Annotated in this window: 22 protein-coding genes and 1 pseudogene; 9 read left to right on the top strand and 14 right to left on the bottom strand. The window is 55.7% G+C overall.

What is annotated here, in order from left to right:
* Nucleotides 1-105 precede the first annotated feature (105 nt).
* Nucleotides 106-660 (top strand): GNAT family N-acetyltransferase, encoded by a 555-nt coding sequence (locus KIF87_RS06065; protein ID WP_213328198.1) that lies wholly within the window; start codon nt 106-108, stop codon nt 658-660.
* A 92-nt stretch (nt 661-752) separates the two neighbouring features.
* Here the strand turns inward: KIF87_RS06065 and pbpG are convergent, their stop codons facing one another.
* Together pbpG and KIF87_RS06055 are read right to left on the bottom strand one after the other, a co-directional pair.
* A complete protein-coding gene (gene pbpG / locus KIF87_RS06060) occupies nt 753-1,676 on the bottom strand; it encodes a D-alanyl-D-alanine endopeptidase (protein WP_193939434.1) in 924 nt (307 codons plus the stop codon).
* 167 nt (nt 1,677-1,843) lie between these two features.
* Nucleotides 1,844-2,431, bottom strand: a complete 588-nt coding sequence (locus KIF87_RS06055) for a Yip1 family protein (protein WP_033146018.1) — start codon at nt 2,429-2,431, stop codon at nt 1,844-1,846.
* 157 nt (nt 2,432-2,588) lie between these two features.
* Here KIF87_RS06055 and KIF87_RS06050 point away from each other — a divergent pair, with 157 nt between their 5' ends.
* Nucleotides 2,589-3,161, top strand: coding sequence for a DedA family protein (locus KIF87_RS06050; protein ID WP_213328197.1), 573 nt, complete (start codon nt 2,589-2,591; stop codon nt 3,159-3,161).
* 96 nt (nt 3,162-3,257) lie between these two features.
* Here the strand turns inward: KIF87_RS06050 and KIF87_RS06045 are convergent, their stop codons facing one another.
* Nucleotides 3,258-4,022, bottom strand: a complete 765-nt coding sequence (locus tag KIF87_RS06045) for an SDR family oxidoreductase (RefSeq protein WP_213328196.1) — start codon at nt 4,020-4,022, stop codon at nt 3,258-3,260.
* A 50-nt stretch (nt 4,023-4,072) separates the two neighbouring features.
* Nucleotides 4,073-5,491, bottom strand: coding sequence for a multidrug resistance outer membrane protein MdtQ (gene mdtQ / locus KIF87_RS06040; RefSeq protein ID WP_213328195.1), 1,419 nt, complete (start codon nt 5,489-5,491; stop codon nt 4,073-4,075).
* A 204-nt stretch (nt 5,492-5,695) separates the two neighbouring features.
* Here mdtQ and yohP point away from each other — a divergent pair, with 204 nt between their 5' ends.
* Entirely contained in the window at nt 5,696-5,779 is an 84-nt protein-coding gene (gene yohP / locus KIF87_RS23575) for a small membrane protein YohP (RefSeq protein ID WP_015572324.1), read from the top strand.
* A 39-nt stretch (nt 5,780-5,818) separates the two neighbouring features.
* On the opposite strand, the gene KIF87_RS06035 is transcribed toward yohP, so the two are convergent.
* The 6 genes and pseudogenes from KIF87_RS06035 to KIF87_RS06010 all read right to left on the bottom strand — a co-directional run bounded on the left by KIF87_RS06035 (nt 5,819) and on the right by KIF87_RS06010 (nt 13,636).
* Entirely contained in the window at nt 5,819-7,213 is a 1,395-nt protein-coding gene (locus KIF87_RS06035) for a glycoside hydrolase family 1 protein (protein WP_213328194.1), read from the bottom strand.
* A 12-nt stretch (nt 7,214-7,225) separates the two neighbouring features.
* A pseudogene (bglF, locus tag KIF87_RS06030) lies at nt 7,226-9,192 on the bottom strand (PTS beta-glucoside transporter subunit IIABC).
* A gap of 24 nt (nt 9,193-9,216) precedes the next feature.
* Entirely contained in the window at nt 9,217-10,050 is an 834-nt protein-coding gene (gene licT, locus KIF87_RS06025; RefSeq protein ID WP_032658940.1) for a BglG family transcription antiterminator LicT, read from the bottom strand.
* Nucleotides 10,051-10,216: 166 nt separating this feature from the next.
* Complete coding sequence (locus KIF87_RS06020) at nt 10,217-11,506, bottom strand: carbohydrate porin (RefSeq protein WP_502757624.1); 1,290 nt, start codon at nt 11,504-11,506, stop codon at nt 10,217-10,219.
* A 358-nt stretch (nt 11,507-11,864) separates the two neighbouring features.
* The gene (gene dusC, locus KIF87_RS06015; protein ID WP_213328191.1) at nt 11,865-12,797 is read right to left on the bottom strand and encodes a tRNA dihydrouridine(16) synthase DusC; all 933 of its coding nucleotides are present in this window, start codon (nt 12,795-12,797) and stop codon (nt 11,865-11,867) included.
* A gap of 41 nt (nt 12,798-12,838) precedes the next feature.
* A complete protein-coding gene (locus KIF87_RS06010; RefSeq protein WP_213328190.1) occupies nt 12,839-13,636 on the bottom strand; it encodes an AraC family transcriptional regulator in 798 nt (265 codons plus the stop codon).
* Between the two features lie 59 nt (nt 13,637-13,695).
* Here KIF87_RS06010 and KIF87_RS06005 point away from each other — a divergent pair, with 59 nt between their 5' ends.
* The 6 genes from KIF87_RS06005 (at nt 13,696) to KIF87_RS05980 (ending at nt 19,048) form a co-directional block, all read left to right on the top strand.
* Nucleotides 13,696-14,406, top strand: a complete 711-nt coding sequence (locus tag KIF87_RS06005) for a type 1 glutamine amidotransferase (RefSeq protein ID WP_213328189.1) — start codon at nt 13,696-13,698, stop codon at nt 14,404-14,406.
* Nucleotides 14,407-14,590: 184 nt separating this feature from the next.
* Nucleotides 14,591-14,986: a CidA/LrgA family protein gene (locus KIF87_RS06000; protein WP_213328188.1), complete on the top strand. Its 396-nt coding sequence runs from the start codon at nt 14,591-14,593 to the stop codon at nt 14,984-14,986.
* A complete protein-coding gene (locus KIF87_RS05995) occupies nt 14,983-15,678 on the top strand; it encodes a CidB/LrgB family autolysis modulator (RefSeq protein WP_063143785.1) in 696 nt (231 codons plus the stop codon). Before KIF87_RS06000 ends, KIF87_RS05995 begins: the two co-directional genes overlap by 4 nt.
* A 129-nt stretch (nt 15,679-15,807) precedes the next feature.
* A complete protein-coding gene (cdd, locus tag KIF87_RS05990) occupies nt 15,808-16,692 on the top strand; it encodes a cytidine deaminase (RefSeq protein WP_213328187.1) in 885 nt (294 codons plus the stop codon).
* A gap of 126 nt (nt 16,693-16,818) precedes the next feature.
* On the top strand, nt 16,819-17,535 hold the full coding sequence (gene sanA, locus KIF87_RS05985) for an outer membrane permeability protein SanA (RefSeq protein WP_008500918.1): 717 nt from the start codon (nt 16,819-16,821) through the stop codon (nt 17,533-17,535).
* 124 nt (nt 17,536-17,659) lie between these two features.
* Nucleotides 17,660-19,048: a glutamine synthetase family protein gene (locus KIF87_RS05980; protein ID WP_213328233.1), complete on the top strand. Its 1,389-nt coding sequence runs from the start codon at nt 17,660-17,662 to the stop codon at nt 19,046-19,048.
* Between the two features lie 49 nt (nt 19,049-19,097).
* Here the strand turns inward: KIF87_RS05980 and mglC are convergent, their stop codons facing one another.
* The 4 genes from mglC to galS all read right to left on the bottom strand — a co-directional run bounded on the left by mglC (nt 19,098) and on the right by galS (nt 24,039).
* Complete coding sequence (gene mglC / locus KIF87_RS05975; RefSeq protein ID WP_029740401.1) at nt 19,098-20,108, bottom strand: galactose/methyl galactoside ABC transporter permease MglC; 1,011 nt, start codon at nt 20,106-20,108, stop codon at nt 19,098-19,100.
* A gap of 15 nt (nt 20,109-20,123) precedes the next feature.
* Complete coding sequence (mglA, locus tag KIF87_RS05970; protein ID WP_029740402.1) at nt 20,124-21,644, bottom strand: galactose/methyl galactoside ABC transporter ATP-binding protein MglA; 1,521 nt, start codon at nt 21,642-21,644, stop codon at nt 20,124-20,126.
* Nucleotides 21,645-21,723: 79 nt separating this feature from the next.
* A complete protein-coding gene (mglB, locus tag KIF87_RS05965) occupies nt 21,724-22,722 on the bottom strand; it encodes a galactose/glucose ABC transporter substrate-binding protein MglB (RefSeq protein WP_063143782.1) in 999 nt (332 codons plus the stop codon).
* Nucleotides 22,723-23,016: 294 nt separating this feature from the next.
* The gene (galS, locus tag KIF87_RS05960; protein WP_213328186.1) at nt 23,017-24,039 is read right to left on the bottom strand and encodes an HTH-type transcriptional regulator GalS; all 1,023 of its coding nucleotides are present in this window, start codon (nt 24,037-24,039) and stop codon (nt 23,017-23,019) included.
* Between the last annotated feature and the right edge of the window lie 125 nt (nt 24,040-24,164).

Raw genomic sequence — 24,164 nt, 5'->3', positions numbered from 1 at the left:
AGCCAAATTTGAGAGATTGTTTAGCGCGCCTTAATCGTAATAGAGTGACTCTCTGACGCCGGAGTAAGGTTTCTCCGGCATTCTATTACGAGGAGCAGGCACATCATGTCGGCTGTTGATGTTTTATCCGAGACCGAACTGGAAGTGCGCGATGCCCTTCCCGATGATGTGCATGCCATCGCCGCCATCTATGCCTGGCATGTGCTTCACGGGCGCGCGTCATTTGAAGAAGTCCCCCCGACTATCGACGAAATGCGTCAGCGTATGAAAAGCGTGGCTGAGAGCGGTTTGCCGTGGCTTATCGCGCTGTATCGCGGCATCGTGGTGGGCTACTGCTACGCCACGCCTTATCGTCCGCGACACGCCTACCGCTATACCCTGGAAGAGTCGATTTACGTGGATGCCAGCATTACCGGGCGCGGTTTTGGCTCGGCGCTAATGTCTGCGCTGATTGAACGCTGCGAGCAAGGCCCGTGGCGGCAGATGATTGCCGTTGTGGGAGATGGCAACAATAATTCCGGCTCGCTGCGGCTGCATAAAAAGCACGGCTTCGAGATTGTCGGTCAACTGCGCAGCGTGGGGTATAAGAAAGGCGACTGGCGGGATACGGTGATTATGCAGCGCCCGCTCAACGATGGAGACTGGACGCTGCCGGAATAAAAGCAAAACGGTAACCCAGGTTACCGTTTTTAGTGTTTTCTCCCTCCCCGTGGGAGAGGGTCGGGGTGAGGGCATCAGCGCGCACAAACGGCTCAGTCGTTCTGCGCCGTCGCCATCTGTTCCGCTTTCTGCTTTTTATACGTCAATGCTGCGGCCGGAACGGGCTGCACTTTCCCGGTCTCAATCCAGGTACGCAGGCGGCTCGCGTCCGCAAAGTGCGTATATTTGCCGAAGGCATCCATCACCACCAGCGCCACGGGCTTACCGTTAAACACCGTGCGCATCACCAGACAGTGTCCTGCCGCGTTGGTAAAGCCGGTTTTCGTTAACTGAATATTCCAGTTATCACGGTATACCAGGTGGTTAGTATTGCGGAACGGCAGCGTATAGGCCGGGTTCGCAAAGGTCGCCATCTCTTCACGGGTGGTACTGAGCTGACCAATCAGCGGATACTGTTTGCTGGCAATCAGCAGTTTCGTCAGATCGCGGGCCGTGGAGACGTTGCCGATCGACAGCCCCGTCGGTTCAACATAATGCGTATTGTTCATCCCCAGCGATTTGGCTTTCGCGTTCATCGCGCGGATAAAGGCGTCGTAGCCGCCCGGATAGTGGTGCGCCAGGCTCGCCGCCGCACGGTTTTCAGACGACATCAGCGCCAGCAGCAGCATATTTTTACGGCTGATTTCACTGTTCAGACGCACGCGAGAGTAGATCCCTTTCATCTCCGGCGTGTGGCTGATATCCACTTTCAGCTTTTCGTCCAGCGGCAGATGGGCATCAAGCACCACCATCGCGGTCATTAATTTGGTAATCGAGGCGATCGGGCGCACCAGGTCCGGGTGGCTGGCGTAGATCACCTTATTGGTGTTGAGATCGACAATCATCGCGCTGCCGGAAGCAATTTGCGGTTGGGCAGCGGCGGCGGTCACCGCGGGCGTTTTAGCGACAGCCGGCACGGCAGCGGACGCGCCCAGCAGCAGCGCCAGGCTAAGTAAAGAGACTCGGAATTTCAGCATGGTGAGACTTCTGATAATTATTCACGCACGTCATGACGTACACCGCCTGTATCAACGGATAAACACAGGCTGGCTTCGGCATCATAGCGGTCACCGGACGTTGTCGCCAGCGGATAATCGTGAACAGATGCTGCATTGCTGGCATTTACGCCAGCAATGCAGTGAACTCAGAAGAGACGGTATCCATAACCCCAAAGAATAACCGTCAGCGCCAGTAGTGCCTCCAGCACCAGCACCCCGATAGCGAGCGTTGAACTGGAAAAACTCAGGCCCTCTTCTTTGTTGATATTCAGGAAGGTTGGAACCCCCAGATACAGCAGATACCCGGTGTAAAAGAGGGCAATGGTACCGATCAGCGCGCACAGCCAGACCAGTGGATAGAGCGCAACAATACCGCTTAAGAACAGCGGGGTCGCGACGTATCCGGCAAAGACCATACAGTGCGCCAGCGATGGACGCTGTGGGTAGTTACGCGCCATCCAGTGAATGACGCGCCCCATTATCGCCACACCCGCCAGCATCAGGCCATAAAAAACAATGGCAAGATAGAGCCCGGTAAACCAGGAAAGCTGAACCACGGTGCCGTCACCGAAGTTCCAGCCGATTTGTGTTGTTCCGATAAAAGCGCATATTACCGGCACCGCAGCCATCAGCAGCACATGATGCGTGTAATGATGCGAGACCGTTTCGTTCTCACTTTTAATGACATGCATTTCACGATCGGGATGGGAGAAAAGTCCCCAGACATGGTTCATAGCGCCCCCTTGTTGTCGGCCCGTCAGCGATACCTTAAGTATAATGCAGGCTTTAGATTATTTTCTGTACAGTGGGAAATTTCCGTTGATTTCCCCGCTGTTGATTCATGGGGTATATGATTAAACGAGGTACGCAGAGGGAGATAACATTTACGTAATGGATATTAACGCACTCATTGAACAATATGGCTATGCCGCGCTGGTCATCGGTAGCGTGGCAGAAGGTGAAACCATCACGCTGTTAGGCGGCGTCGCCGCGCATCAGGGATTGCTTAAATTCCCGCTGGTCGTTGCCGCGGTCGCGCTGGGCGGGATGATTGGCGATCAGCTGCTCTACTTTCTCGGGCTGCGCTTCGGGCCCGCGCTGCTTAAGCGTTTCGCAAAGCATCAGAAGAAAATCCGCCGCGCTCAACGGCTCATTCAGCGTCATCCCTATCTGTTCGTCATCGGCACGCGCTTTATGTATGGCTTTCGCATCATCGGGCCGATACTGATTGGCGCCAGCCATTTGCCGCCAAAAATTTTCCTGCCGCTCAACATTGTGGGTGCGATTGCCTGGGCGCTGATTTTTACGACGCTCGGCTACGTCGGGGGAGAAGTGATTGCGCCATGGCTGCATAATCTCGACCAGCATATTAAACACTGGGCTTGGCTGATTCTGGTGGTGGTTGCGGTGATTGGGGTCAGGCTGTGGCTGAAGCATCGGGAAAAGACGCGGGATGAGGAGTAAGTGCGGCCTGATGCCCTCACCCCGGCCCTCTCCCAGAGGGAGAGGGGGTTTTTAGTTCCCTCTCCCTCTGGGAGAGGGTTAGGGTGAGGGGGAAACTTACCCCTCCGGCTTAAACTGCGGGTTCGCCAGCATAAAACCCCCGTCGACAATAAACGATTGCCCCGTCGTGTAGCTGGCGTCGCTGTCGCACAGCCACGCGACCAGGCTGGCAATCTCTTTGGTGTGGCCCGGTCTTGCCAGCGGGATTTCCGGCATTGAACCTTCCTTCACTTCGCTGTCGTCCATGTCGTTCATCGGTGTGGCAATGGCTCCCGGCGCGACGGCGTTCACCAGAATATTGTGCTTAACCAGTTCCATCGCCATGGATTTGGTTAACCCGCCGAGCGCATGTTTTGCCGCGGTGTAGGCGCTCGCCTCCGGCAGCGGCGTGTGCTCATGCACCGAGGTAATGTTTACAATTCGCCCCCCTTCCCCCTGCTTCACCATCTGCCGCGCGGCAATTTGTGAACAGAGAAACGCGCCGTCCACGTCGACGGTGAAAATTGTCCGCCAGTCGTCAAACGGCATATCAAGGAACGGCGCTTTGGTCATCGCACCCGCATTGTTGACCAGCACGTCCAGCCGACCAAAACGCGCAATCAGCGTTTCAATGGCCTCTGCACCTTCCGGCAGGGTGCTTAAATCAAGATGGATAGCCTCTGCGCGCTGCCCCTGCGCTTCGACCTCGCGGCAGGTTTCCAGCGCCCCTTTTTCATCCGAGTGCCAGGTGACGCCAATATCAAACCCGCGTTCTGCCAGCATCAGCACGGTAGTTTTACCGATACCGGAATCCGATGCCGTTACAATTGCTACTCGGGTCATACTCACCTCCTGAAAATGTGCAAAGAGGTAAGTATAGATAATGACCTTTTTTAGCCGTGGTGATAGCCACCGCCCAGGGCGGACGTCAGCTGTAGCGTGGCTTCCACGTACTGCCCTTTCAGGGTCAGCGTAGCGATATGTTCCTTCAGTGCCGGAATTTTGGCCTCGCTAACGCGGGAACCTGCAATAATCCCGGCGCTGAAACGCGCCTGTGCCAGTGCCACCACGCGCGCGGCATCTTTCTCGACCTGCCGCTGCTGCTGGTTTTTGGCGGTCAGAGTTTCAACTTCACTGGCCGTGCGCGCCACCTGGTTAACGGCATCGACCACTGCCTTGTTGTAGTTCGCCACCGAAAGATTGTTCTGCGCCTGGGCGATATCCAGATTCGCATTCAGCCTGCCGCTGTCGAAGATCGGCAGCGTCAGGCCGGCGGTGACGCCCATTTGCTGGGCGGAGGAACGGAACAGATCGCTCAGATGGAGGGCATCCTGCTGCAGGAATGCCATCAGGTTCACGTCAGGATAGAAGGCGGCTTTGGCGGCATCCACTTCGCTAAGGGAAGCTTCAATGTACCAGTGCGCCTCCTGCAGATCCGGACGGCGAGCCAGCAGCTCGTATCCCAGCGTGGCGGGCAACGCCGCTTCCGCTGTCGGTAAAGCATGGCGAGTCAGTTTCATAGAGGAGGTGTTGGTCAGGGCCTGCAGACGTGCCTCAACGGCTTTCATTTTGCCTTTTACCCCGGCAAGCTGCTCTTCGGTTTTACTGGCATTAATATCGGTTTCGACACCTTCTACCGAAGAGGTGATCCCGTGCTGATACAGCTCCCGGTCGGCACCGATGATATTTTCCTGCTCGTGTTTAATCTGCACGAGGACATCCCCCACCGCGGCCTGAGTCTGCCACTCCCAGTAAAGCCGCGCGACGCTGCTGGCCAACAGCTGACGGGTCTGCTCCATCTCGGCTTTTTGGGCGTTGACCTTGCCGATGCGGGCTTCAACCTGCGCGCGTTTTTTGCCCCACAAATCGAGATCCCAGCCCGCTGTCAGGCCAAATGTTCCGTTGGTGTACCATGGCCCGGTGGTGCCCGCGGCCGGATCGGTAATGGCGAAGGGTCCCATCAACCCTTCCGCAGACATTTTTTGCCGTTCCGCATCGGCGGAGAAATCAATCTGTGGGCCGTCTGCCGCCATGGTGGCTTTCGCCTGCGCTTCCGCGAGCGTAATACGCTGTCGGGCGATTTGCATATCCGGCGCATCATTTAGCGCCTTCGCAATCAGCGAATTAAGCTGCGGATCGTTATAGTCTTTCCACCATTCGTTTTTCGGCCAGCTGGTTTGACTTAGCCGTGTATTCACCGACGCCGCAGCGGCTTGCGTTTTAATCGGCGACACGCTGGCATGTTCCGGCGCGCAGGCAGCCAGCATTAAGACAAGAGGAGCACTCAGAGATAAAATATGAGAACGTTTCATTACGCCATAACTCAAAAAATTAAAGGCGCAAATTACGCTTGATGCCGCTCTGTTTTTTAGTAACGCGTGGCAATCCGCAAATTGTCATACATTTTCATATTCGGCAATTTATTTCCAACCACAATGAATAAATTCAATATATTCATGCGAATTATAAATTGGCTGCTACACTTATTCAGTGTCATACACGGGCAGGAGAAGGGAATGAAAATATTACTGTGGGTTATTTTAATTATATTTTTGATAGGGCTGTTAGTGGTTACCGGCGTATTCAAAATGATTTTCTGATCTATTTGCCCGGCACTGCGCCGGGCGATGTTATTCATCTCAGGCTTTCAGCGAAGCGCCTTTCGTGGCAATAACCTCTTTATACCAGTAGAAACTTTTCTTACGGCTGCGCGCCAGCGTGCCGTTACCGCTATCATCGCGATCGACGTAAATAAAGCCGTAACGCTTAGAAAGCTCAGCTTTAGACGCGCTCACCAGGTCGATTGGCCCCCAGCTGGTATAGCCCATCACCTCAACGCCGTCTTCAATCGCTTCACGCACCTGTACCAGATGGTCGTTAAGGTAGCTGATGCGATAGTCATCCTGCACCACGCCGTCCGCATCCGGTTTATCCTTCGCGCCGAGGCCATTTTCCACGATAAATAACGGCTTCTGATAGCGATCCCAGAGCACGTTCAACAGGATACGCAGACCGATGGGGTCAATCTGCCAGCCCCATTCGGAACTGGCCAGATGCGGGTTTGGCACCATGCTCAGGATGTTGCCCCGCGCCTGCTGGTTGAGGGCCTCATCCGCGGTGACGCAGCCCGTCATGTAGTAGCTGAACGAGATAAAGTCGACGGTCGATTTCAGCGCCTCGCGGTCGGCATCCGTGACCTCAAGCTGGATACCGTTGTCGCGGAAGAAGCGCTGCATATACCCCGGGTAGGCGCCGCGGCACTGTACGTCGCCAAAGAATTGCCAGGCGCGGTTTTCCTGCAGCGTCTCCAGGACATCTTCCGGCTTGCAGGTCAGCGGATACATCAGGCCGCCCAGCAGCATGTTGCCGATTCTGGCATCCGGGATAATCTCATGGCAGGCCTTCACCGCCAGCGCGCTGGCCACCAGCTGATGGTGGATCGCCTGATATACTTCCCCTTTGCTGCTGGTTTCCGGCAGGCCCACGCCGGTCATCGGCGCGTGCAGGGACATATTGATCTCGTTGAAGGTCAGCCACAGCTTTACCTTCTCCCTGTAGCGCGTAAAGACAGTACGGGCGTAGCGCTCGAAGAAGCCAATGGTCTGGCGGCTGCCCCACCCGCCGTACTGCTTCACCAGCCCCCACGGCATTTCGTAGTGCGACAGCGTCACCAGCGGGGTAATGTTGTGCGCGGCCAGCTCGTCAAACAGCCTGTCGTAAAACGCCAGCCCCGCCTCGTTCGGCTGCTGCTCATCGCCGTTCGGAAAAATGCGGGTCCAGGCAATGGAGACGCGCAGGCAGCTAAAGCCCATCTCAGCGAACAGCTTGATATCTTCCGGGTAGCGGTGATAGAAGTCGATGGCGACATCCTTGATGCCGCTGTCGCCCGCCACGCGCTCAACCACCGGGCCGAAGACCCCCTGCGGCTGAACGTCTGAGGTGGACAGCCCTTTGCCATCCTCCAGATACGCGCCTTCTACCTGATTCGCGGCAACCGCGCCGCCCCATAAAAAATCGTCCGGGAAAGTTTTCATCACATTCTCCTGTTATTGATGGCTTACGCTGAGCAGCGGTGCACCGGCGTTGACGGACGTTGCCGCCACGGTCGCCACCTCGCGATACTCGTCGCTGTTACTGATAATAATCGGGGTCGCCAGGTCGTATCCGGCGTCGATAATCGCCTGTCGGTCAAACTCCAGCAGCAGGTCGCCCGGCTGCACCCTGTCGCCCACCTTCACGTGGGCGGTAAACGGCTTGCCGTCGAGCTTCACGGTGTCGATCCCCACGTGGATTAACACTTCAATCCCGCTGTCGCTGAGCAGGCCGATGGCGTGTTTGGTCTGAAACAGCGAGGCAACAACGCCCGCAAACGGGGCAACCACCCTGTTGTCGGAGGGAATGATCGCGGCACCGCTGCCCAGCAGGCCGCTGGCAAAGGTGGTATCGGGCACCCGATCGAGCGCCAGCACGGTGCCGGTCATCGGTGCCAGCACATCGTTTTCACTCGCTGGCGCAACCGCCTCGGGCGCTGAGCGTGCCGGCATGCCCGCCGCCAGCGTCAGGACGCAGCTCAGCACCAGCGCCACCGCGGTGCCGATAATGCCGCCCCACAGCGTGGCGTCTACCCCACCCGGCGGGATCATCTGGGCGATAGTAAAGACGTTGGCAAAGCCAAAAGAGTACACGTGGGTGTCGCTGAAGCCGACAATCGCGCCGCCGATTGCCCCCGCCACGCAGCCGAAAATAAACGGTCTGCGCAGCGGCAGGTTTACGCCATACACTGCGGGCTCGGTGATGCCGAAGATCCCCGCCGTCACGGACGACCCGGCCAGCATTTTCTGACGCGCGTCACGGGTACGCAGGAAGATCCCCAGCGCCGCGCCGACCTGGCCAAACACCGCGGGCAGCAGCATCGGCAGCATGGAGTCATGCCCCAGCACCGCCAGGTTGTTAATCATCAGCGGCACCAGTCCCCAGTGCAGGCCGAAGATGACGCAGACCTGCCACAGCGCGCCCATCGCCGCGCCCGCCAGCCACGGTGCCAGGACGTAAATCCACTGGTAGCCGTTGGCCAGCAGCTGGCTGAGCCAGGTCGCCAGCGGGCCAATCACCAGGAAGGTCAGCGGCACGGTTAATCCTAAGCAGATCAGCGGCGCGAAGAAGTTTTTCATCGAGGACGGCAGCAGCCTGGTGCTCTGTTTTTCCAGCCAGCAGCTGACCCACGCGGCGAGAATGATTGGGATCACCGACGAGCTGTAGTTAAACCAGGTCACCGGGATGCCGAGAAACGCCTCGGAAACCGCCCCCGGCTGCTGGCTTGCGTTAAACGCCGCAATCATCATCGGATGGGTGAGCGCCCCGCCGATCACCATGGTAATAAACGGGTTGCCGCCGAATTTTTTCCCGGCGGTATAGCCCAGCACCAGCGGAAAGAAGAAGAACAGCGCGTCGCTGGCGGCGAACCAGATTTTATAGGTGCCGCTCTCGGTGCTGAGCCAGCCGCACACCACGGCCAGGGCCAGCAGCCCTTTCAGAATACCGGACGCGGCCAGAATACCGATAAACGGGGTGAAGATCCCGGAGACGATGTCGATCAGGCGACCCAGCAGGTTGCCCTTGTCGCCCTTCTCTTCCACTGCTGGCGCGTCATCGGTAAGGCCTGCTTCATTGCGCACCGCCTGCCACACGTCGTGAACGTGGTTGCCAATCACCACCTGAAACTGGCCGCCGCTTTCGACCACCATGATCACGCCCGGGTTTTTCTTCAGCCCTTCCGCATCCGCCCGTTGATTCTCTTTTAGTTTGAAGCGAAGCCGGGTGGCGCAGTGTACAAGACTGACGATGTTCTCTTTTCCGCCAACGTGGCCGAGAATATCCTTCGCTAAAGCCTGGTATTCCATCTCGATTTCCTTACATCCGATGCCTGCAGGCACCTGTTGACTGAGTACAAAAAATAAAAAAACCCGAGAACGTCCTTCTTACGAAGGCCGCGCTCAGGTTTTGCCTGCGTGATGCAGTAACAATCCTGTTTTGAGGCTTAACGCCCCTCTTTTCTCACCCGCTCGATATGAATGGCGAGGAACATAATTTCTTCGGTTGTCAGCTCACGCTGATAGCTTTTGTTCAGGTGCTGAGCGATTTTCTCAGCGCATTTCCACGCTTTCGCGTAGTTGTCTTTTACCGCGGTATGCAGCGAGACGTCGTCATCTTCCACCACCGTGCGGGTCAGCATCCGCTGGGCAAAAAACTTCAGATGCGTGACAAAACGCTGATAGCTGAGCGAGTCTTCATCGTACTCAAGCTGCAGCTGATACTTCACCAGCTGCAGGATCTCCTGCATCACCCGCGTCACGTGCATCACTTCCGGCATTTCGCTGTTCAGCTGCGCGGTGACCAGATGCAGCGCGATAAACCCGGCCTCATCCTCCTCCAGTTCGACGTTAAGGCGTCTGGCGATAATGGCCCGCGCCTCCTGCCCTAATTCGAACTCCTTCGGATACAGCCGTTTAATATCCCACAGCAGCACGTTTTTGATGGCCAGCCCGTTCTTCTGCCGCTCAATCGCAAAGTAGCAGTGATCGGTTAGGGTGATATACAAACTCTCCTGCAACTTGCCCAGCCGCTGCGCCGCCAGCCCGATGATGCGGTCGCAGGTGGTCATCACCTCCAGCGGAATTTGACTCAGCAGCTCCCCAAGTCGACGCACCAGCTCATCGCTTTGTAACGCAAACACCTTTTCAACCAACGCGGTATCCAGCGCTTCACCGACGCGCTTCTGAAAGGCCAGCCCGCGGCCCATCACCACCTGTTCGCGCCCGCGCTCATCCTGAACAACCACCACGTTATTATTGAGTATCTTGGCGATTTTCATCTGAACCCCAGAAACAAAAAAACCTGACCTCCGGCAGATGCCAGAAAATCAGGTTTTGCCTGCCTAAGCAGTAACAATCCAGTTCTGGCACTCTATCAGTTTCATTCGTAGCCTCAATGCGTCACGCATCAGAAACGTGACGCGGATCGAACTTGCTACGCTGATATCAGAAGCTCACCACCGTTTTCAGCTCGGTGACCCAGGCATCCTGAGTGCGACTGACCCCGCCGGGATGGTGCCAGTACTGAATGCCCGGCTGCAGTTCAAGCCATGACACCGGACGAAAACGGTAGTAAAACTCGCCGTTCAGGGAATGGCCCGGCACCGGGTGATATGCCGGATTGGTGTAATCGCTATCGCCGCTCAGGCTGTTCAGGTAACGCTGATTGCGGGCGTAATGGCTGCTCATATCAATCCAGGTTAAGCCAAATCCAATCCAGTCCTCCGGTCGCGCATCAAACAGCCCCCGATAGCGCAGCGAGGCGGCGTAAACCTGATGCATGTAGTTAGTGCTCTGATCCGCAAGGCTCATGCTGAAAGAGGTGCTCAACCCGCGATTCGGGTCATCCGGATGCTGCGTAAGCTGCTGATTTAGCCCGGCGTACATGAACCAGGTCCGGCTGTGGGTATCAAACCCGTCCGGATCCGTCGCACCCGCCCCGCCGGATTTGCCGCGATAGAGATCGGTTTGCGGCGCGTTGGTAAACACCACGCCCAGGTTGTACGCGCCCGGCAGGCCGTTAATCAGCGGACGCGCTTCGATTTCAACCGGCAGCAAGACCCCTTTGCTGCCCTTCGTCGACCAGCTCCAGGCGTGGCTGCGGCTGGAGGCGTCAGGATTTTGCTCCATCACGCCGCCTTTTAAGGTGACGGCTGGCGTGAGCTTATACTCCAGCGTGGTGCCCCAGGTATGAACGTTCCAGTTGTTCCAGGTCAGCGAGTTGGCTGACTTCCCGCCGCACTGCGACAGCAGTTGGAAATCACAGGGGATAATTTGATCGAAGGTTTGCACCTTGTTCATCATCCCGATGCGCCAGGTCAGACGCCGGTCGTCAAAGCTGCGGGCAAAGGTCAGCCAGCCGAGACGAGTAATCGACTGTCCGCCCCAGCTCTCCTGGGTCAGGTCGTTAAAGTTGACGCGAGGGTCCTGCACGCGTTTGGTGGTGAGGTCGTCATTGTGGTTACGGTTGACGATGTTCCCCTCGATGCGCGCATCCGGGATACCGGTCCAGCGCTCCAGGTCCTGGTTGAAGGTCAGCGCAAACTGGTCAATATAGGCCACGTGGGAGTCGTGGTTATATCCGCCACCGCCGTTCCAGCCAATTTCATTCAGGTATCCGAGGTTATAGGTAAAACCGTTATCGTTAAGGATTTTACGTATGCCGAGCATTTCGCCCAGAACAGGCTCCGGCGGAGCTTCAAATCCTAATACCGTTCCGTTCCAGTCCTGCGCCATCGACAGCGGGGATATCGCCAATAAGGCGAACGCGTAGAGTTTATTTTTATATGCCATGATAACAACCTGTGCTTGAGTATTGAGTGCGTAACCGGCCGCAGGAAATTTTCTATTTCCTGTCGAGATTTCATTTTTTTAAAATCGGTAAAAAGCGCTAAGCCAAATGTCTCTCCTGCGTAAACGACAGGCAAAAAAAAACCTAAGCGCTCCACAGCGAAAATGCTGTGAAACGCTTAGGTTTTGCCTGTTAACCAGTAACAATCCTGCGTTGAAAACAGTGGCACCTTAACACCGTCGCGCCACGTTGAAAACCTGAACTGTTTTCTGGTTTAAAAAAGTGTGAGCAATTTAACGCTTATTATTTGGACTGAATCACCCGGGCAATATCAGCAGAAGTCTGTAATGTCCGAATCTCCTGAAATAACCCCAGCGCTTCATCGTACTCTTTGCGTAAATAGCTCAGCCACTGTTTAATTCGCGCGACGTGATACAAGCCGGTGTCGCCCTGCTTTTCCAGACGGCTGTATTTTTGCAGCAGCGTGACGACGTCTGCCCACGGCATCCGCGGCTCGTTATATTTCACCACCCGGCTGAGGTTGGGCACATTCAGCGCGCCGCGACCGATCATTACCGCATCGCAGCCGGTGGCGTTCAGACAGGCCTGCGCGCTCTCGTAATCCCAGATTTCGCCGTTGGCGATCACCGGAATGGTGAGGCGTTTGCGGATCTCACCGATAGCCTGCCAGTTAATGCGTTCGGCTTTGTAGCCATCCTCTTTGGTGCGGCCATGCACCACCAGCTCGGTGGCCCCGGCCTGCTGCACCGCATCGGCAATTTCAAACTGCCGCGCGTCGCTGTCCCACCCCAGGCGCACCTTCACCGTCACCGGCAAATGCGAAGGCACGGCCTCACGCATGGCTTTCGCGCCGCGATAAATCAGCTCAGGATCTTTCAGCAACGTCGCCCCGCCGCCGCTGCCGTTAACCAGCTTCGACGGGCAGCCGCAGTTGAGATCCACCCCGTAAGAGCCCAGCTCAACCGCGCGGGCGGCGTTTTCCGCCAGCCATTCGGGATACTGGCCGAGCAGTTGAATACGCACCAGCGTGCCGGAAGAGGTCCGGCTCTGGTTGTGCAGCTCGGGACACAGGCGGAAGAAGGATTTTACCGGCAACAACATATCGACCACGCGCAGAAACTCCGTCACGCAGAGATCGTAATCGTTCACCTCGGTCAGAAGCTCGCGCACGAGGGAGTCGAGCACGCCTTCCATTGGGGCCAGTAAAACACGCATAGCAGTACCTGTGAAAAAAGACGCGCTATAGTAGCCGCTCTCTATATCGCTGGGAAGCGCTTCTGTTCAGGGAAAAAGTCAGCCGGCGTTGCCCCGACAATGGCGCGAAACGCCGCCGCAAATGCCGCCGGACCAGAAAACCCCAGCATCCAGGCCACCTGCTTAGCCGGGTATCCGTTTGCGAGCAGGTCCAGCGAGGCACAAATCCTTGCGCGCTGTCGCCAGGCCCGGAAGCTAAACCCTGTATCTTTGATAAACGCGCGTGAAAATGTGCGTTCAGACATCGCGGCCTGTTCCGCCAGCCTTTCCATCGAAACGTCCCAGAGATTGTTGGCAATGATGTCACAGGCAACGCGATGTAACCGCTCATCAACGGGCATCGGTAATTCGGCCGAAATCTGCTGCGCCTCGCTGAGGATGTCGAGCAGCAAAACGGCCATGCTGCGCTGGCTTGCCGGCCGGTATTCCGCGCTGAACAGCCCGGCAATCAGCTCTTTGAACAACGCTGTCGCCATAATCACGTGAACCTCCTCTTTCCGTTTAAAAGGCTCACATTGCGCTATCAGCGCCGGGCTAAACCAGACCGCGCGGAGCTCCGTTGTGGATAACACGCTGTAGGTGTGTTCCTGAAAGGGAGGGATCCACAGCGCGCGCTGTGGCGGTATGACCCAACGCTTATTGCCGGTTTCGACCAGCATCACCCCTTTAATGGCAAACAAAAGTTGCCCCTGTGAATGCCGGTGAGGCGGATCCACTTCGCCGCGCGTATAGCTAATTGCCCCTCTGGACCATCCGATGGCATCGTCGTGAATTGGCGTTTTATCGATAACGGTTGGCATTTCACATTCCTCCCTTCCTCTTATGATGCTGCTTGTACACGTAACCGGAGAGAGACGCAATGCACATTCATTTTATCATTCATGAACATTTCGAAGCGCCAGGCGCCTATGAAATCTGGGGGGAAAACCGCGGCTGTAGCCTGAGCTACTCCAGAGTTTATCAGGGCGATCCGTTACCCGAAGACCTGGAGAGCACAGACCTGCTTATCATCATGGGAGGCCCGCAGTCACCTGCCACCACGCTTAAGGAGTGCCCCTGGTTCGATGCGCAGGCGGAAATGCGGCTCATTGGCCGTGCAGTAGAGGCGGGTAAAACGGTGATTGGCGTTTGTCTGGGCTCACAGCTTATCGGTGAAGCGCTGGGCGCAGCGTTTTGCCATAGCCCGGAAAAAGAGATCGGCAAATTTCCCGTCAGGCTCACAGAGGCAGGCAAGGCCAACCCGCTGTTTGAGGATTTTGGCCACGAGCTGAGCGTCGGTCACTGGCATAACGACATGCCAGGGTTGACGCCGCAGGCTAAGGTGCTCGCTTACAGCGAGGGCTGTCCCCGTCAGATCGTGCAATATGGCGAACGGGTTTACGGTTTTCAGTGCCATATGGAGCTGACGCCGGAGGTCGTTGAGTTGCTGATTGAACATTCGCAGAACGATCTCCGCCGCGCGGCTGAATTTCGTTTTGTCGAAACGGCGGAAAAACTTCGCTCGCATGATTATCGCGAAATGAATCAGGTGCTGTTTTCTTTTCTCGATAAACTGACCGCCTCGCGCTGATGCATTCTCTGGCTCGTCACTTCGCCACCGCACGCCCTTTCCTCTAAACTGTAGCCTGCCCCTGTAAGGGGATACCAGACGTTCCATTCTGGAATGTCTGGTATGCTCAAATTTCATGATGTGATCCGTGGCACATTTTTAGGTTTAATTGTATGATGAATGCGTTTCAGCAAGGACTATCACCATGAGCAAATCATTGAACATTATCTGGCAATATCTGCGCGCATTCGTCCTGATATACGCCTGCCTGTATGCCGGGATATTCATCGCGTCGCTGCTGCCCATCGTCATTCCCGGCAGCATTATCGGCATGCTGATCCTCTTTGTTTTGCTGGCGCTGCAAATCCTGCCCGCAAAATGGGTCAACCCCGGCTGCTTCGTCCTCATTCGCTATATGGCGCTGCTTTTCGTGCCTATCGGCGTCGGGGTTATGCAGTATTTTGATTTGCTCAAAACCCAGTTCGGCCCGATTGTGGTCTCCTGCGCGGTCAGCACGCTGGTGGTTTTCCTGGTGGTGAGCTGGAGTTCGCACCTGGTGCACGGTGAACGTAACGTGGTTGGGGAGAAAACAAAAAAATGATGGCCAATATCTGGTGGTCGCTGCCGTTAACCCTGGTGGTGTTCTTCGCCGCGCGCAAGCTTGCCGCTCGTTTCAAAATGCCGTTGCTGAACCCGCTGCTGGTGGCGATGGTGGTCATTATTCCGTTCCTGCTGCTCACCGGCATTCCTTACGAACGCTACTTTGCCGGCAGCAAAATTTTAAACGACCTGCTGCAGCCCGCCGTTGTGGCGCTCGCCTTTCCTTTATATGAGCAGCTCCACCAGATCCGCGCCCGCTGGAAATCCATCATTACCATCTGTTTTGTGGGCAGCCTAGTGGCGATGATCACCGGCACGTCGGTGGCGCTGTTGATGGGGGCCTCCCCGCAGATTGCCGCCTCTATTCTGCCTAAATCGGTGACCACGCCTATCGCGATGGCAGTGGGTGGCAGCCTCGGCGGGATCCCGGCCATTAGCGCGATGTGCGTCATTTTCGTCGGTATACTCGGCGCGGTGTTTGGTCACACCCTGCTGAACGGCATGCGTATTCATACTAAAGCGGCACGTGGACTGTCGATGGGGACCGCCTCCCACGCCCTGGGCACTGCACGCTGTGCGGAGCTGGACTATCAGGAAGGGGCGTTTAGCTCGCTGGCGCTGGTGATCTGCGGGATTATCACCTCCCTGCTGGCCCCGTTCATTTTCCCGCTGATTCTGGCGGTGATGGGCTAAAATTTGCGATGCGTCGCGCAAATTTCATTTTGATTTCATAAGTTGCATACATAATGAGAAGTGGATCACATATAAAGCCCTGACGGCTCCGTAAACTACCGATCCATTAACCTTTATGAGGCAAACGCCATGCACCCACGTTTTCAAGCTGCTTTCGCCCAGCTTGCAGAGAATTTGCAGTCAGCCCTGGCTCCCGTTCTGGCAGATGCACACTTCCCCGCCCTGCTGACCGCGGAGCAGGTCACGATGCTGAAACAGGCAACGGGACTGGACGAAGACGCGCTGGCTTTCGCACTGCTCCCTCTGGCCGCCGCCTGCGCGCGGGCCGATCTCTCCCACTTTAACGTCGGGGCCATTGCGCGCGGCGTCAGCGGCACCTGGTACTTCGGCGGCAACATGGAGTTCCTGGGCGCGACCATGCAGCAGACCGTTCACGCCGAGCAGAGCGCCATCAGCCACGCCTGGCTGCGCGGTGAAAAAGCCCTGAGCGCCATTACCGTTAACTACACCCCCTGCGGCCACTGCCGTCAGTTTATGAACGAGCTGAACAGCGGACTGCAGCTGCGCATCAACCTGCCGGGCCGCGCGCCGCACACGCTGGGGGATTATCTGCCTGACGCGTTTGGCCCGAAAGATCTGGAGATCAAAACGCTTCTGATGGACGATCAGGACCACGGTTACGCCCCGTCCGGCGATGACCTGAACCAGGCGGCCATTCGCGCGGCCAACAAGAGCCACACGCCGTACAGCAAGTCCCCGAGCGGCGTGGCGCTGCAGTGCCGTGATGGCCGGATCTTTAGCGGCAGCTATGCGGAAAACGCCGCGTTTAACCCAACCCTGCCACCGCTGCAGGGCGCGCTTAACCTGCTGAGCCTGAACGGCTATGACTATCGGGACATTCAGCGCGCCGTTCTGGCTGAGATTGCCGATGCGCCACTGATCCAGTGGGATGCCACCGCCGCAACGCTCAAAGCGTTAGGCTGTACGACAATTGACCGCGTACTGCTTGCCTGAACCTTCCGGCGGGCAGAAATGCCCGCCAGTTTGCTGAAAAACCCCTCAGTTGAGTCGCTGTTTCTTGCGCTAACCAGGCGGGTAAAGTAGCCTGAGTTAAATTTCATCCACGAACGAGCCATCTCCATGTTAAAGCGCGTTTTTTACAGCCTGTCTGTCCTGGTCGGCATACTGCTGTTGATCGTGCTGGGTCTCGACCGCTGGATGAGCTGGAAAACCGCCCCCTACATCTTTGATGACCTGCAGGACCTGCCCTATCGTCAGGTTGGCGTGGTCCTCGGCACCGCCAAGTATTACCGCACCGGCGTCATTAACCAGTATTACCGTTACCGCATTCAGGGCGCGCTGAACGCCTACAACAGTGGCAAGGTAAACTACCTGCTGTTAAGCGGGGATAACGCCCTGCAAAGCTACAATGAACCGGTGACGATGCGGAAGGACCTGATTGCGGCGGGCGTCGATCCTGCCGACATCGTGCTCGACTACGCCGGATTCCGCACTCTGGACTCCATCGTGCGCACGCGCAAAGTCTTCGACACCAACGACTTCATCATCATCACCCAGCGCTTCCACTGCGAGCGCGCGCTGTTTATCGCGCTGCATATGGGCATTCAGGCGCAGTGTTACGCGGTGCCGTCGCCAAAAGATATGCTGAGCGTGCGCGTCCGCGAGTTCGGCGCTCGTTTTGGCGCTCTGGCAGACCTGTATATTTTCAAACGCGAACCGCGCTTTTTAGGCCCGCTGGTGCCCATTCCGGCGATGCATGAAGTACCGGAAGACGCGCAGGGTTACCCGGCCGTCACGCCCGAACAGCTGCTTGATATGCAGAAAAAAGAGAAATAACAGGCCCGCCTTTATACTTTCTTTACGCCGGGCCTGACGCTTTTTATCCCCCCTTTACGCCGGCTCTTTTAAGCTGAGTTCACTGCCGCTACGGCTTCATTGAAGAATGACTATGAACTCGATAATGAATGCGTTTTTCCTCAAAAGTCTCCGTCCGTATTTTAACTTTCCCGGTTTATCACTTCCTGGCGCACTTAATTCCGGTCTGTGGCTTGATGAAAAAATTGACGCCCTGCAGCACAACATTTCAGTGGAAGTGGCAGATTATCTGGAACGTTACCCGCAGACGAAACATGTAGACGTTTACCTGAACGATATCAACGGCACGATGCGCGGCAAGCGTCTGTCGGTGGAGAGCATGCTGACCCTGGAAAAAGGCTGTTATTTTCCCCTTTCGGTCTACTCGATGGATCAGAAAGGAAAAATCTCCGCCCCGCTTCATGATGAACCGGACCGACTCTGCGTTCCGGTCGCCGGCTCCCTGCGCCCCTGCCCGCAGGATCCGCAGCACAACGCGCAGATCCTGCTGACGATGAAAGACAGCGACGACAACCCCTGCCCGCTTGAGCCGCGCGTGATACTGCAGAACGTGCTGGCCCGCTTCCACCAGCACGGCCTCTTCCCGGTGGTTGCCCCGGAAATCGAGTTCTATCTGACGGGGCATGACGATCGGGATCCGCAAAATCAGGGCTGTTTTCACATGGATACTACGACAGCCCACGCGGCGCTGTTTGACGAGCTGGAACAGCTGGCGCACCTGCAGCGCATCCCGCTGTCCGGGATCGTGGCGGAGGCCGAGTCCGGTCAGTACGAATTAAACCTGAAGCACGGCCATCGCGTCGTTGAGGTCTGCGATAACGTGCTGGCGCTTCGTCGCCTGACCCGGTACGTTGCCGAAAAGCACGGCCTGCAGGCCAACTTTATGGCTAAGCCTTTCAGCCAGCTGTCCGGCAGCGGCCTGCACTTCCATTTCAGCCTGAACAATCGTCACGGCGAAAACGTCTTTGCTTCCCCGGTGAAGGCGCTTAACAGCATGATGCGTTTGTGCATCGCGGGCCAGCTGGCGCTGATGCCCGCCTCAATCGCCATTCTTGCGCCGGGCGTCAACGCGTTTCGTCGCCTGCGTAAAAACCTGACGGAACCCGTATTTAACTCCTGGGGCTATAACACCCGCTCCGCCGCTTTGCGTATTCCCTGCTCGGATGACCACAACCGTCGTATCGAATACCGGCTGGCCGGGGCTGATGCCAATCCGTATCTGGTGGCAGCCGCTATCCTGACCGGCATGCTGTACGGGCTGGAAAACATCGACGAGGAGGATTTGCCCGAACCGCAGGACGAGCAGCCCGAACTGCCGCTGTTTCAGCAGGAGGCGATTGAGACCTTTGCCCGCTGTCAGTACCTCACCGACAGCCTGGGCGACGCCTTTTCCGAACAGTGGGTCGCCTGCAAGCTCTCTGAACTCGACTGGTTTGAACGCATTGTGACCCGAGAGGAGTCACAGCTGGCATAAGGCATAAAAAAGCCCGCTCGATGAGCGGGCCGGATAACGCGAGGAGCAATTACTTCTTACGCGCGTACTTCAGTGAATCCAGCGCGACCGCGAAGATAATGATGGCGCCTTTGATGATGTACTGCCAGTACGGGTTCACGCCGATATAGGTCAACCCGTAGTTGATGACGGTGAAGATGATCACACCGGTCACCACGCCCAGTACCGTACCCACACCGCCGCTGAAGGAGACGCCGCCCACCACGCAGGCTGCGATCGCATCCAGCTCGTACATGAAGCCAAGGTTGTTGGTTGCAGAGCCGATACGGCCCGCTTCCAGCATCCCGCCGAAGGCGTAGAACACGCCGGACAGCGCATAGATGAAGAGCAGGTTCAGGGCAACGTTTACGCCGGAGACTTTCGCCGCTTCCGGGTTACCGCCGATTGCGAAGATGTTTTTACCAAAGCGCGTTTTGTTCCACAGGATCCAGACGAAGGCCACCGCGATCAGCGCATAGAAGGTGATATACGACAGGCGGAAGCTGCCCAGCGCGATAAACCCTTGCGTAAAGGTCGAGAAGCCGCTGTCAAAACCCGAGATAGGTGAAGCACCGACAAAGTCGTAGTACAGTGAGTTGATACCGTAAACGATGATCATCGTACCCAGCGTGGTGATAAACGGCGTCACGTTCAGGTAGGCGATGATAATACCGTTGATCAGACCAATCACCGCACCGATGGCGCAGACAATCAGGATCACCACGAAAATCGGCATGGTGGCCATTTCCGGGAAGACCTTGTTGGCGTTTTCCATCGACTGCAGCAGGGTTGCCGCGATAACCGCCGCCAGACCCACCTGGCGACCGGCAGAAAGGTCCGTCCCCTGGGTCACGATCAGGCCCGCCACGCCCAGCGCAATGATAATACGCACGGAGGACTGGGTCAGAATGTTACTCAGGTTCAGCAGGCTTAAGAACGTAGGGTCCTGGAAAATAATGATAGCCAGCAGTACTAAAAGAACAACGTAAATACCGCCTTCTTTCAGGTAAGTGAGAAAACTTTTTTTATTTAACGCACTCATGAGGAGCCCCTGATCTTAAAGGTGCAAAGACGCAAGACGCAAAATTTCGTTTTGCGTTGTCGTTTTGGTGTCAACAATACCGGCAACGAGACCATTGCTCATAACCAGAATACGATCTGTGATCCCTAACAATTCCGGCATTTCGGAAGAAATAATAATGATCCCTTTATTCTTTTTCGCCAGCTCGGCAATCAGCTGATAAATTTCAAACTTCGCGCCGACGTCAATACCGCGGGTTGGTTCATCCAGCATCAGAATTTCTGGCTGGGTTAATAACCAACGTCCGATAATGACTTTCTGCTGGTTACCGCCTGACAGCGAACCAATTTGGGTGCGGTGTCCCGGCGTTTTCACGCGCATGGAGTCAATAACCCATTGGGTATCGCTCTTCATGCGGGAGTTATCCAGTAGTCCGACTTTGTTTTTGTAATTGCGAATGTTAGAAATTAACGAGTTAAAGTTAATATCCAGATAGGCATAAATACCGGTCGAACGACGCTCTTCCGTCACCAGCGCAAAACCATTATTAATGGCTTCGTTGGCGTTGTGGTTGTTAATTTTCTTTCCGTGCAGCGTAATGGTGCCCTGCGCTTTCTCACGGATGCCAAACAGGGTTTCCACGATATCGGTGCGTTTTGCACCGACCAGACCGGCAATCCCCAGGATTTCACCCTTGTGCAGGTCGAAAGAGACATCGCGGATGGACGGCTGGCGTAACGAGGTCAGATTGCGCACTTCCAGGATCACTTCGCCCGGCTTGTTTTCTTTGTCCGGGAAGCGCTGGTTCAGGGAACGGCCGACCATCATGGCGATGATCTTGTCCATATCCAGCCCTTCCAGCGGCTGCGTGGCAATCCACTGACCGTCGCGCAGGATGGTGATCTCATCGCACAGCTGGAAGATCTCTTCCATTTTGTGGGAGATATACACAATGCCGCAGCCGCGATCTTTTAGCTTACGAATAATGGTAAAAAGGTGATTAACCTCTTTTTCCGTTAATGACGATGTCGGTTCGTCCATGATCACGATTTTCGCATCATAGGAGAACGCTTTGGCGATTTCGATCATCTGCATCTGGGAGACGGATAATGTTCCCACGCGGGCGCGCGGATCGATATCAATATCCAGCTCATCGAAAATCGCTTTGGTGTCGCGATACATTTTGTCCTGGTCGACAAAGACACCCTTGGTTGGATAACGCCCCAACCACATGTTATCCATGACTGAACGCTGCAGCACCAGGTTTAATTCCTGGTGAACCATCGAGATACCGTTTTCCAGTGCTTCTTTCGCTGAATGGAAATCGATCTCTTTCCCCTGAAAAAGAATGCTGCCAGAATCTTTTTGATAGATCCCAAAAAGACATTTTAATAATGTTGATTTACCCGCACCGTTCTCACCCATTAAGGCGTGAATAGAGTGAGGACGCACTTTTAAATTAACATTATCGAGTGCCTTAACACCGGGAAAGGACTTGTTGATCCCGCTCATTTCCAACAAGTATTCACCGGACGACTGAGTATTTGTGCTGACCATAATTATACCTTGTTGGCCTCGCATATCGCGTTATAAATGGGCGCAACGAATTGCGCCCAGTGGAGACATAACAACTAACTTATTTACCGATAAACTCAGCCAGGTTGGACTGGTCTACGCCCACGTAAGGTACGCGAACGATTTTGTTTTCAATTTTCCAGTTGGTGCCATCAGCCGCACCTTTACCGTCGGCCAGGTTTTTCGCCAGATCGAAGGTCGCTTTCGCCTGGTTGTTGGCATCGTTCAGAACGGTACCGGCCATTGCACCAGATTTAACCAGCGCCAGTGCTTCCGGCAGCGCATCCACGCCGAACACAGGAATGGAGGATTTGTTGTGCGCTTTCAGCGCTTCTACCGCACCCATTGCCATCGCATCGTTGTTGGCGATAACCACCTCGATTTTGTTCGCGTTAGGGCCGGACAGCCACGCGTCCATCTTATCTTTCGCCTGAGCGGTATCCCACATCGCGGTATCTAACGCCAGCTGCTGGGTTTTCAGACCCTTGTCGTTCAGCTCTTTGATAACGTAAGTGGTACGGGCTTCAGCATCCGGGTGTCCTGGTTCGCCTTTCAGCAACACGAACTGAATTTGACCGTCTTTGTTCAGGTCCCAGTTCGGGTTCGCCGCCCAGTGTTTGGCGATCAGATCGCCCTGAATAATACCGGACTCTTTGGAGTCGGTACCGACGTAAAACGCTTTGTCATAGCTATCCAGCGCCTTACGGGAAGGTTCTTTGTTGAAGAAGACGATTGGCACGTTCTGGCCGCGCGCTTTTTCAATAACCGTGCCTGCTGCAGCCGGGTCAACCAGGTTGATGGCCAGGGCTTTCACGCCTTTCGCCAGCAGAACGTCGATCTGGTCATTCTGTTTGGACTGGTCGTTCTGGGAGTCGTTCATCAGCAGCTGAACGTCTGGCGCTGCTTTCGCATCTTTCTCAATCGCTTTACGCACAACAGACATGAAGTTGTCGTCGTATTTATAGATGGTCACACCAATACGGGTATCCGCAGCGTGCGCTGCTGCACCAAAAAGCATGCTTGCCATTACAGCAGACAGGGTCAACACCTTCTTATTCATGGTATCTCCGGTTTTTTTATGCAGGGTAGTTCTTGTGAATAACGATCGGCGGGCAGGTGTTAATAAAACGTTACTGACAGCCGAAGTTCACTTATAAAATTTCTATCTTCCGTGTTCGGTAACGCTCCAGAAATGCGTTTTATTCGTTGTTTGCGGCACGTTGGCTATAGTGAAAGTGAATAATCACCGTTACATAGCGTTTCAGCTCCTAAAACGCTGACATCATAGTCAGCGCCTTGTTAAGATACTGTGAATTTACTCACAGATTGAAAACGGTTACATCACCTGATGTGATCAGTTAGTGATCGGAACCACAATTTGCCGGGCCGCGACGGAGTGACGACGCACTAAAGTCGGCATGAAACAGTGCGTTGCGCCCGGATCCAGCAGTCCTGCCGCCCCCTGTAACGCCAGCTCAGTCGCCAGTTTCGCCATAGAGGCAATGGGGTAGCGCACCGTGGTCAGCTGCGGGTCGGTGTAACGGGCAATCGGAATATCATCAAAGCCAATGAGTGACAAATGCTGCGGCACCGCAATACCGTTATCTTTCAGCGCCGTCAGGGCCCCTGCCGCCATGCTGTCGTTATAGGCAAACACCGCAGAGAGCTGCAGGTTGCGGCCCAGCAGCTCGACCATTGCCGCCTCACCGCCCTGCATGTCCGGCGTACCGGTGCCCGTCCAGCTTTCTGACGGCGTAATACCGTGCTCTTTCAGGGCGTTTTGCCACCCCTCGCGCCGCAGGTCGTCATCTTCAATATGATGGCTGGAGGCCAGATAACCGATCCGCTGATGCCCGTTGTTGATGAGCATCTTCGTGGCCATCATGGCGCCGCTGACGTTATCCAGCCCGACGCAGCGATGGGCATAGCCAGGAACGATGCGGTTGATCAGCACCATGCCCGGGATTTGATCCATAAAGCCGGTTAGCTCTTCATCGCTCAAGGCTTTTGAGTGGACAATCAAGGCGTTACAGCGCTGGCGAATCAGCACTTCGATGGCGTGGCGCTCTTTTTCCGCCTCATGATAGCTATTGCCGATCAGGACGTATTTCTGATGCTGCTGGGCGACCACGTCGACCGCTTTCACCAGCGCGCCGAAAAAGGCATCCGATACATCCATCACCACCACGCCGATGGTGTCGCTGACCTGCGTCGCAAGCGCCTGCGCATTGGCATTTGGCCGGTACCCGAGCTGGGTCACGGCTTTCATTACGGTTTCACGGGTTTCAGGGCTGACCAGCGCGCTTTTGTTGAGCACGCGTGAGACGGTAGCCACGGAAACGCCCGCCTGACGGGCGACGTCACGAATGGTGATCATATTCACCATCCTTCAAAGGATTGCAGCAACTCACAGACACCCCCTGTGTTTAGCAAGGTGGCTATTTTGGCAGCGAGAGGAAGGGGACTACGTGAAGAAGCTCACACTCATGAAAACGCTTACAT

It is taken from the genome of Enterobacter sp. 120016 (genome assembly GCF_018383635.1).
In the GTDB taxonomy this organism is placed as follows: Bacteria; Pseudomonadota; Gammaproteobacteria; order Enterobacterales; family Enterobacteriaceae; genus Enterobacter; species Enterobacter asburiae_D.
The sequence above is the reverse complement of the archived record's forward strand: the minus strand, read 5'-3'. Positions and strand labels throughout refer to the sequence as shown.